Genomic DNA, 10,257 nt, shown 5'->3' on the forward strand with positions numbered 1-10,257 from the left:
CGACCGCTCAATCGAACAGGCTCGGCGTGTGGTTCACCGGCGCTCCCTCGATCGCCAGCATCTTCAATTTCGTCACCACCCCGCCATTGGCGGAGAAGCCGCCGGGCTTGTTGCCAGCCGCCAGCACGCGGTGGCACGGCACCACGATCGGACAGGGGTTGCGGCCCAGCGCCTGGCCGACGTCACGCGACAGTTCGACGCCGCCGAGTTTCTTGGCGATATCGCCATAGGTCAGGGTTTTGCCCGGCGGGATCGTGCGCGCGATGTCGTAGACGCCGCGGTTGAATTCGGGAACGCCGTCGAGGTCGAGCACGACGTCGGCAAGGTCGTTCGGCTTGCCCTCGAGCAGTTCGACGATCCCGTCGATGGCGGCCTGTACCTTCGCCGGCGGCGGCGCTTCGACGAGGTCGTCATGGCGCTGCTGCAAGCGGGCGCGGGTCTTCTTCTCATCACCCATCGGCAGTTGCACCGAAGTGATGCCGCGCTCGCCCCAGACGATACCGCAACGGCCGATCGGGGTGTCGAATATCGTAAAATGGTGCCCGGTCATGGCTGGCTCCGTATTCTCCTGTTCAATGCCACCCAGCTTCCTTCTGGGCCCAAATCTAGGCTTGGAGATTATTGCTATCCACCCGAATCCCGGCGGAACTTGACGGCATGAACAACTTCCGATGATCTGGGGTTCTCGCCAGCGCCCTGCAATGGCCTTGGTCCCATCCCACCTCAACGAGATCCCATGCAAACCCTTCAGGTCAACGGCTATGACATGGCCTATCTCGATGTCGGCCAAGGCGCCGGCAACGGCCCGCCGCTGGTGTGCGTGCACGGCTCGCTGTGCGATTTCCGGATCTGGTCGTCGGTGCTGGGACCGCTGACGCGCCAGCACCGCGTGATCGCGCCGTCGTTGCGGCATTTCTTCCCGGACCACTGGGACGGCATTGGCGACACCTACTCGATAGCGCAGCATGTCGAGGATGTGATCGGCTTCATCGAAAAGCTCGATACCAGGCCGGTCGACCTGATGGGCCATTCTCGCGGCGGACACATCTGCTTTCGCGTCGCGCAGCGCCGGCCAGACCTGCTGCGCAAGCTGATCCTGGCCGAGCCCGGCGGCGAACTCGACGCCACGCTCGATCCCGCCTACAAACCAGGCCCTTCGCCGCTCACTGGAATGATCGCAGCTTCCGCCGAGGTGATCGCCAAAGGCGACATCGATGGCGGCCTGCAGATCTTCATGGACGCGCTGGAAGGCCCCGGCGCATGGAAGCGCCTGCCGGCCACGCCAAAACAGCTTTTGCGCGACAACGCCACGACGTTGATCGGCCAGATGCGCGACCAGCGCCCGCCATTCTCCAAAGCGGACGCGGAGGCGATCAAGACGCCGACATTGTTCATCGGCGGCGCCAACACCAAGGGCACGCTGCCGAAGGTGCTGAATGCGCTGGCCGCCAATGTGAAGGGCTCGCGTACCGCGATGATATCAGGCACCACGCATCCGATGTTCGAACAGGCGCCGCAGAAATATTGCGAGATCGTTCTCGCGTATCTCGCGGAGGGTTGATCGCGATGCAGACGTTGAGCGTCAACGGCTACGACATGGCCTATCTCGATGTCGGCCGGGGTAGCGGCAATAGCCCGCCATTGTTGCTCGTGCATGGGACGCTCGGCGATTTCCGCACCTGGAACGCTGTGCTGGGCCCGCTATCGAAAAAGCATCGGGTGATCGCGCTGAGCCTGCGGCGGTTCTTTCCGGAGCATTGGGACGGGGTCGGCAGCGACTATCTGATGACGCAGCACACAGCCGACGTCATCGGCTTCATCGAAAAACTGAACGCCGGGCCGGTCGATCTGATCGGGCATTCTCGCGGCGGCCATATCGGATTCCGGGTGGCGCAGGCGCGGCCGGACCTGTTGCGCAGGGCCATCCTGGCCGAGCCGGGCGGCGATCTCGAACCATCGCTGCAACCGACAAGTCCGCCTCCCGGTCCCGCACCGCCGGGGCCGCGCGTTCCGGTCGCAGCCGAGATGGTGCGAAACGGCGACATCGACGGCGCACTCGCGCTGTTCGTTGACGGCATCGACGGCGAAGGCGCGTGGGCGCGGTGGCCTGCGGCGCCACGGCAGCAATTGCGCGACAATATCTATACGCTGCTTGGTCAGGTCGGCGAGGACCGCAAGCCGTTCCTGAAGAGCGAGGCCACATCGATCAAGACACCGACGCTGTTGATCGGCGGCGGCGACACCAAGGGTGCGCTGGCGGGGGTCTGGCGCGTGCTGGCAGAGCATATTCCGGGCGCCAGGACCGCCGTCATCCCGGGCACGCGGCACTGGATGTTCGAACAGGCGCCGCAGGAATTTTGCGACGCGGTGCTGGATTTTCTCGCGGCGTAAATCCGCCGCCAGCCGCTACTTCTGATCGAGCCGCCAGGAGCCGTCCCAATCGGCAGGCGGCGGGTTTGCCTGAAAATTCTCGACACGTTGGGCCATCGCCGTCGACGGGCCATCGCCCGGCACGGCCTCGAGCGCCGCCTGAAAAGCCCGCCGCGCCTCGTCCCATCGGCGCGCCCGATAGGCAGCCAACCCCTCGGCGTACTGCGCCAACAGCACCCGTTGCTGCTCGGTCAACTCACCCGCGCGCCCGATGATCTCGAACACCGCTTCCGAATGGGTCTGGCCAACGACCGTCAGCCGATCGACCTCGCGCGATTCAACTGCGTCGCCGGCCGCCATGATCGCGGCTTCCGAGGCCAGCGAATGACTGCCGTAGAACTTGTTGGCGTTCTCCAGGCGCGACGCCAGATTCACCGCGTCGCCCATGACGGTGTAGCTCATCATGAATTCCGAGCCGATGCTGCCGACCAGCACCTCGCCGGTCGCAATGCCGATGCGAACCTCGCAATCGCTCGGCACGGTGCGCACGCCAAGCAATTCGGGGAACTCGGTCCGCAGCGCCGCACCTCGGTCGGCCATCTCGACAGCAGCAAGGCAGGCCAGCCGCGCCTGTTCGCCATGCTCGGTAAAGGGAGGCCCCCAATAGGCCATGATCGCATCGCCGATATATTTGTCGATGATGCCGCGATGGCTGCGGATCGGTCCCGACATCGTCGACAGATAGTGATTCATCACCTTGACGAGGCCTTGTGGTGTCATGCCTTCGCTTAGGCTGGTAAAGCCCTTCATGTCGCAGAACAGCACCGTCATCACCCGGCGCTCGCCATCGGAAGCGGTCAGCGACTGCGGGTCGATCAGGCCTTCGACGACGCGCGGATCGACATAGCGGCCAAAGGTTTCGCGCAGGCGCTCCTTGTGGCGCAATTGCTCGACCATGTTGTTGAAGGCCGTCGTGAGTTGGCCGATCTCGTCGCGCGTGGTGACATCGATGGAGCCGTCGAGCCGGCCGGCCTCGACGGCGCGGGTGCCATCCAGCAGCCGCCGCACCGGGCCGGTTATTCCGATGCTGATAAAAAGTGAAAATATCAGTCCCAGAATACTCGCGAGCAGGGTCAGGACCACGGAGATGACAATGGCCGTCTGCTGGTCGCGCATCGTCATCACAGCATCGCCGCGAACCAGCGCGAGCATATCGGTGCGGATAACCTCGATCCTCTGGTTGAGATCGTCGCGCAGCGTGTCGGTCCGGGCCACGCTGGCCCGGGCCTCGGCGATATTCCCGGCCTCGAGCAGCCTCAGCAGCCGCTTGTATTCTTCACCGAGGTAGCGATGGAGATCGCTGGTCACGCGCTCGATCCGATCGTCGATCCGGCCGAGCCGGGCATTATCGGATGCAGTCGAGGTATCGTCGATGATCGCATTGATCAGGGCGCGCGCCGCCTGCGCTTCCTGCTCTATTTCCTGGCCCTTCGCCTCATAGATTTTTCGCTGATCCGCCATGGATGGCTCGTCGGGCGGCGACTGCATCCGGCCGATCATCAGCCGGCGCAGCGCCAGAGCCTGCTCCAGCGAACGGACATTCATCCGCGCCAGATGCCCATACGCTTCGACATATTTCGAACTGAACTCGTCGAGCTGGTGGGCGATCTTGCGCGTCATCACCGTCGACAGCGCCGAGGTGATCGCCATCAGGAAGATCAACCCGATGGCGATGCCGAGGATTCGCTTTCGGATTGTCGGCTGCAGCATGGAGTGGCGCTCTGAGGTGGCGGACAGAATGGGGACGACGCGAACGCCCGGCCGATCCGGGCCCGGGCTCGTTGCTTAGCGCGCGGCGTCGGATTTGGCACGTTCCCGCGGGAAGCCTGTTGACGCGCGGCCGGCCGCGGAGTATCGAATACGGAATTCCGTATTCCTAATTGGACAATCGGCATGATCCCGCTGGATCCGCTCCCCAACCTGATCGATCAGGTCTACGCCCGGATCCTCGAGGCGATCACCGACCGTTCGCTGCCGCCCGGGCATCGCATCCGGCAGAACGAGTTGGCCGAAAAGCTCGGCGTTTCCCGCCAGCCGGTATCCCATGCGCTGCATCTGCTGCACCGGCAGGGACTCGTCGCCGAAAGCGGCCGACGCGGCTTTGAAGTCACCCGGCTCGATCCGGAGCGCATCGGCCAGCTCTACGAAGTGCGCGGCGCCATCGATGCGCTGGCCGCACGGCTCGCCGCCGGACGCGCCAGGTCCGATGTATCGGGACGCGCGCAGCTTGAGGCCGCGCTGCAAGCGGGACGAACCATCGGAAAAGACACCCCGCTGTCGCGGCTGATCGCACTCGACGTCGATTTTCACAGGGCGATCTATCGCCTCGCGGGCAATCCTGCGATCGAGGAAATGATCACGCCGCAATGGCCGCATATGCGCCGCTCGATGGCGACCGTGCTGGCTGAGCTCGATTACCGCGAAAGCGCCTGGGCTGAGCACGAGGCAATCGCAGCGCAGATTTTTGCGGGCAATGCGAAAGCGGCGGAAGCCGCGGCGCTCGCGCATGCGCAAACGGCGGGACGGATGACTGAGGAGCGACTGAGAGCGACTGACAAGGCGGCGTGATTCAACGCTGTCGTTCCGGGGCACGCGATGCGTGAACACAGAACCTCGAGATTCCGGGGTCGGTGCTTCGCACCGCCCCGGAATGACGACAACAAAAACAAAGCCACAGGAGAGAACGCCATGAAACTGACGCCAGAGCAGATCGAATTCTTCAACCGCGAAGGCTGGCTGTTCCTGCCGGAGCTGTTCACCCCCGAGGAAGTGGATTATCTCGCACGCGAGGCGGTTAGCATCTACGACGCCAACCGGCCCGAGGTTTGGCGCGAGAAGAGCGGCGCGCCGCGCACCGCCTTTGCCGCGCACCTCTATAACGAGGCGTTCGGCGCGCTCGGCGCCCATCCGCGCATGATCGAGCCGATCGAGCAGATTTTTGGCGAAAAACTCTACATGCACCAGTTCAAGATCAACGCCAAAGCCGCCTTCACGGGTGACGTCTGGCAATGGCACCAGGATTACGGCACCTGGAAGCGCGACGACGGCATGCCCGAACCGCGCGCGATGAACATCGCGATCTTCCTCGACGAGGTGATGCCGATCAACGGCCCCTTGATGCTGGTGCCGAAGAGCCAGCACGCCGGCGACCTCAAGGCCGCGCACGATCTCGAAACGACATCCTATCCGCTGTGGACGCTGGATGAGGAGACCGTCACCCGGCTGGTCAAGGAAGGCGGCATCGTCGCTCCCACCGGCAAGGCTGGCGGCATGCTGCTGTTCCACGGCAATCTGGTGCACGGATCGAGCGGCAACATCACGCCCTATCCGCGCAAGATCGTCTACCTGACGCTGAATGCGGTCTCGAACTACATCCGCACGCCGACGCGGCCGGAATATATCGCGCACCGCGATTTCACGCCGATCGAGACGGTTGACGACGACGCATTGGTGCGGCTCGCGCGCGCCCATCGCCAGGCGGCGGAGTAACACTCTCTCGTGCCCCGGACGCAGCGCAGCGCCAAAGCGGTGCGCTGCAGAGCCCGGGCCTCCGCTTTCATGTTATCAGCCCGGGTCCCGGCTCTGCTGAGCAGCGTTGCCTGACGATGCCCTCGCATCGCCTAGGCTGCACCGCGTCCGGAACACGCCTCACTCCGATCGGACATTCCCATGAACCTTCATCGCCTCCTCAACGCCCGCCTTGCGGCCGGCAAGCCGGTTCGCGTCGCGCTGATCGGCGCAGGAAAATTCGGCTCGATGTTTTTGTCGCAGGTACCGCACACGCCGGGGCTTGAAGTGCCCATCATCATCGACATCGATCGCGACCGCGCCCGCGAAGCGTGCCGCACCGTCGGCTGGGACGCGGAGCGGATCGCGCGGACCGCCTTCACCGATGACGGCGTGCGTGCGATTGCCGGCGGCGCCATGGACGTCGTGGTGGAGGCAACCGGCAATCCGGCCGTCGGCATAAGACATGCGCGCGCGGCGATTGCGGCGGGCAAGCATGTCGTCATGGTCAATGTCGAGGCCGACGTGCTGGCCGGCCCGCTGCTGGCCGAGGAAGCGCGCAAAGCGGGTGTGGTCTATTCGCTGGCCTATGGCGACCAGCCGGCGCTGACCGCCGAGATGGTGGACTGGGCGCGCGCAACGGGCTTTCGCGTCGTGGCCGCCGGCAAGGGCACCAAATATCTGCCTGTATATCACGACGTGACGCCGGATGGCGTCTGGGGCCATTACGGACTGACGGCCGGCGAAGCGCAATCGGCCGGCATGAACCCGCAGATGTTCAACTCGTTCCTGGACGGCACCAAATCGGCGATCGAAATGGCGGCGATCGCGAACGCCTGTGGACTCGACGTGCCGTCGGAGGGGCTGCTGTTTCCGCCCTGCGGCGTCGACGATCTGCCACATGTAATGCGGCCACGCGACAAGGGTGGCGTGTTGGAGAAAGCCGGTCTCGCGGAAGTCGTGTCGTCGCTCGAACGCGATGGCCGTCCTGTCTTCAGGGACCTGCGCTGGGGCGTCTATGTCGTGCTCGAAGCGCCGAACGATTACGCCGCCGATTGCTTCAAGCAATATGGGCTGAAAACCGATGCTTCAGGCCGCTATGCGGCGATGTACAAGCCGTACCACCTGATCGGGCTCGAGCTGAACATCTCCATCCTGTCGGCGGCGCTGCGCAACGAGCCGACCGGCCAGCCGCACGATTTTCGTGGCGACGTCGCCGCGGTCGCCAAGCGTAATCTGCGCGCCGGCGAAATGCTCGACGGCGAAGGCGGCTACACGGTGTGGGGCAAACTGATGCCGGCACGAAAAAGTCTCGCCGCCGGCGCGCTGCCGATCGGACTTGCCCATCGCGTCAAGCTGAAGAACGACGTCGCCCATGGCGGGGTGGTGCGCTGGAACGATGTCGAGGTCGACGAAAACAACGACACCATCAAGACGCGCAAGGCGATGGAAGCGGCATTCGGCGGCGCACAGTAACAAGCTCCGTCGCGCGTGCATGTGCTGCTAATCCAACATCAAGTACACTTCGTGGCCGCGGCTAACCCTGATATCCGTGATCAAATCGGCAAACTTGAATAGATGCTTTTGAAGATCGGCGGGTGCCGACGCTGCGTTCGTGATCTTGATGCGAAAAGGCAGTCGTACCGCCGAAATGTCATCCCCACGGATACTGTCGTTCAAAGCGTCGAGATTTCGGCCATGCCAGTCCGGTGCTCCAAGCGCCGGAAGCAGAGCATCATAAAAATCATCCCGATCCCGCCATGCCGAAGCGTCGAGAACGATGTCCTTCATTTTCATCCACCAGAGCTTGGTTAGGGCAGCAGCCGGCTCGCCCGTGCGTGGGTGAACCATTTGCGAAACATCGCCTCGGTATCCATCATCTCGGTGAAGCCGGCCTGGTTGATCTTCACGGTCGAGACAATCGACGGCGGCCCCGGCTGCGTTTGCCCATAGCGCATGCTGTAATCGGTATACTGGAATGACAGGCCGACGAACGTTTCCAGCTCCGGCGAGACCAGATCGTGCTTGCGGCGCAGCTCGTTCCACGGCGCGATCCATTTCGGATATTCCTGCGCAAGCGACAACGGCGCCGGCTTGCCGGGCTGCATGCCAAGCGCTTCGGCAATCGAAGGCCAGACATTTTCCCAGGTGAAGACATCGCCATTGGTGACGTTGAACGCTTCGTTGCGCGCGGCCGCGGCCTCACCCGACCAGGCGATGGCACGCGCCAGCAGGTTCACATCGACCGCCTGCGACACCCGCGCCGCGCCACCGGGATAATCGAGTGGGCGACCCTGCTCGCGCAGCATCGCCGCGTACACGCCAAGCGGGGGTATCAGATCCATTGCGCCGCCGATCGCTTCGCCGACGATCAGGACCGGACGAAGGATACTCCAGTGCCAAGCCTTGCCTTGCTGCAATTCACGCAGAAAATTCTCCTGGGCCCAATAGAAATTCGGCTGCTCGTACATTTCCGAGCGGCCCTCGCGCGCAGGCACGGTGAGCGGGCGAACGTGGACGCCATACGCCTTCGTACCCTGCAGCAGCGCGACATGGCGGAGCTGCGGCGCGACAGGCTCAAGCGCCGCCATCAGGTTGCGCAGCATCAAATCGTTGGTTCGTATCTGATCCGGATCGCGCCAGCCGTCGATCAGGTTCGGTGCTTCATAAAGCGCGGCATAGACGACATGGGTTGCATTCTGCAACGCGGTTGCGGCCTGCGTGCACTGCGCCGGATCGGTCAGGTCGATCGATACGTGACGGGCGCCATGGAGCTCGCGCGGTTTGCGGCGTGATAGCGCTACAACGTCGCAGGTGCCGGTCCGGCCGAAGTGCCGCAATGCGGCATTTCCCACCAGCCCGGTCGCGCCCGCAATCACTACTTTCTTGTCGGCCATTGACGAACTCCAGCGAGGGAATGGCAGCTTTCACTAGCAGGCGGCCGCAAGCGGCGTCAGCGGCAATCTTAGCCTTTCGTCGTGCATGACCGCTCAAACGCTCAGTATTCGGGCAGTCCTTCGCAAATGCGATGGAACCAGAACCCTTGATTATCGATCACCAATTCGTCATCCTGCCTTCAGGTCCACCAAGCCGGGAATTGCTTATCGAAAACCAAGAGCCTTGGTTTTAGGGCCATATTGCACAAACACCAGACCAGCACCGGCCATCGGAAAAACAGCAAAGGCGGCACAAGACCGCCCTCCCTTGGTCGGGCAAACAGAGGGGAAGCAAAATATGAAACGTCGTGATTTCTTGAAGGTAGGCGGCGTCGGTCTTGCCGCGAGTGCGGTTGCCGCGCCCGCGATTGCGCAAACAAATCCGGAAATAAAATGGCGGTTGACGGCGAGCTGGCCGAAGGCGCTCGATACGCTCTACGGCGGCTGCGAATATTTCGTCAAACGCGTTGCCGAAATCACCGACAACAAATTCCAGATTCAGTCATTTGCCGCGGGCGAAATCGTTCCGGGCCTGCAGGTACTCGACGCCGTCTCGAACGGCACCGTCGAGATGGGCAACACCGCGCTTTACTACTACTGGGGCAAGGATCCTGCCTTCACCTTCGGCACCTCGTTGCCGTTCGGCCTCAACACGCGCGCGCATATCTCCTGGCTGAGGTTCGGCGGCGGCACTGAACTGCTCAACGACCTTCTGAAGGAATACAAGTGCGTCGGCGTTCCGACCGGAAGCACCGGCGCCCAGATGGGCGGCTGGTTCCGGAAAGAGATCAAGTCGATGGAGGATTTCAGAGGCTTGAAATTCCGCGTCGGCGGTTTCGCGGGCACCATCATCGCAAAAGTCGGCGGCGTGCCGCAGCAGATCGCGGGTGGCGATATTTATCCCGCGCTGGAAAAGGGCACCATCGATGCGGCCGAGTGGGTCGGGCCCTACGACGACGAAAAACTCGGCTTCGTGAAGGTCGCGAAGTACTACTACTATCCGGGCTGGTGGGAAGGCACCGGCCAGGGCCACAACATCATGAACATGGAAAAGTGGAATCAGCTGCCGAAGCACTATCAGGCCGCGATCGAAACCGCTTCCTACGACACGTTCACCTGGGTCACCGGCAAATACGACTACGTCAATCCGCCGGCGCTGAAGCGGCTGCTTGCCGCCGGCGCGATCCTGCGGCCGTTCCCGCAGGAAGTTCTGGAGGCCTGCTACACCGCCGCCAACGGCATCTACGCGGATCTTTCCAAGACCAATCCGCACTTTAACAAGTTGTATACCAGTCTGGCGGCGTTCCGTAATGAATCGCTGGCCTGGAATCAGGTGGCTGAATTGAGCTACGACAGCTTCATGATGCGGATGCGCACCCGCACC

10 protein-coding genes (1 of these 10 running past the window's edge) are annotated in these 10,257 nt (G+C 63.1%); 6 read left to right on the forward strand and 4 right to left on the reverse strand.

Annotated features, from left to right (window positions below; genetic code table 11):
• Positions 1-7: 7 nt before the first annotated feature.
• Entirely contained in the window at positions 8-550 is a 543-nt protein-coding gene (locus ACPPVP_RS38795; RefSeq protein WP_426528801.1) for a methylated-DNA--[protein]-cysteine S-methyltransferase, read from the reverse strand.
• Positions 551-736: 186 nt separating this feature from the next.
• Between ACPPVP_RS38795 and ACPPVP_RS38800 the strand changes: the two genes are divergently transcribed.
• Entirely contained in the window at positions 737-1,561 is an 825-nt protein-coding gene (locus tag ACPPVP_RS38800) for an alpha/beta fold hydrolase (protein ID WP_426528802.1), read from the forward strand.
• A gap of 5 nt (positions 1,562-1,566) precedes the next feature.
• Positions 1,567-2,391: an alpha/beta fold hydrolase gene (locus ACPPVP_RS38805; RefSeq protein ID WP_426528803.1), complete on the forward strand. Its 825-nt coding sequence runs from the start codon at positions 1,567-1,569 to the stop codon at positions 2,389-2,391.
• Positions 2,392-2,406: 15 nt separating this feature from the next.
• Here ACPPVP_RS38805 and ACPPVP_RS38810 read toward each other — a convergent pair whose 3' ends face one another.
• Entirely contained in the window at positions 2,407-4,140 is a 1,734-nt protein-coding gene (locus ACPPVP_RS38810) for an adenylate/guanylate cyclase domain-containing protein (RefSeq protein WP_426528804.1), read from the reverse strand.
• Positions 4,141-4,323: 183 nt separating this feature from the next.
• Between ACPPVP_RS38810 and ACPPVP_RS38815 the strand changes: the two genes are divergently transcribed.
• From ACPPVP_RS38815 to ACPPVP_RS38825, 3 genes are all read left to right on the forward strand, one after another.
• Complete coding sequence (locus ACPPVP_RS38815; RefSeq protein WP_426528805.1) at positions 4,324-4,998, forward strand: GntR family transcriptional regulator; 675 nt, start codon at positions 4,324-4,326, stop codon at positions 4,996-4,998.
• A gap of 120 nt (positions 4,999-5,118) precedes the next feature.
• Positions 5,119-5,919 carry a phytanoyl-CoA dioxygenase family protein gene (locus ACPPVP_RS38820; RefSeq protein WP_426528806.1) on the forward strand — a complete coding sequence of 267 codons (801 nt, stop codon included), beginning with the start codon at positions 5,119-5,121 and terminating at the stop codon, positions 5,917-5,919.
• Positions 5,920-6,099: 180 nt separating this feature from the next.
• Entirely contained in the window at positions 6,100-7,413 is a 1,314-nt protein-coding gene (locus ACPPVP_RS38825; protein ID WP_426528807.1) for an NAD(P)H-dependent oxidoreductase, read from the forward strand.
• 27 nt (positions 7,414-7,440) lie between these two features.
• Here the strand turns inward: ACPPVP_RS38825 and ACPPVP_RS38830 are convergent, their stop codons facing one another.
• Positions 7,441-7,728, reverse strand: a complete 288-nt coding sequence (locus tag ACPPVP_RS38830) for a barstar family protein (RefSeq protein WP_426528808.1) — start codon at positions 7,726-7,728, stop codon at positions 7,441-7,443.
• Positions 7,729-7,748: 20 nt separating this feature from the next.
• Positions 7,749-8,834 carry an SDR family oxidoreductase gene (locus ACPPVP_RS38835; RefSeq protein WP_426528809.1) on the reverse strand — a complete coding sequence of 362 codons (1,086 nt, stop codon included), beginning with the start codon at positions 8,832-8,834 and terminating at the stop codon, positions 7,749-7,751.
• 337 nt (positions 8,835-9,171) lie between these two features.
• Here ACPPVP_RS38835 and ACPPVP_RS38840 point away from each other — a divergent pair, with 337 nt between their 5' ends.
• Positions 9,172-10,257: the 5' portion of a TRAP transporter substrate-binding protein gene (locus tag ACPPVP_RS38840; RefSeq protein ID WP_426528810.1), read on the forward strand. It continues 3 nt past the right edge of the window; only the first 1,086 of its 1,089 coding nucleotides appear in the window; the start codon lies at positions 9,172-9,174; its stop codon lies off the right edge, out of view.

Source organism: Bradyrhizobium sp. McL0615, from assembly GCF_049993905.1.
Lineage (GTDB): Bacteria > Pseudomonadota > Alphaproteobacteria > Rhizobiales > Xanthobacteraceae > Bradyrhizobium.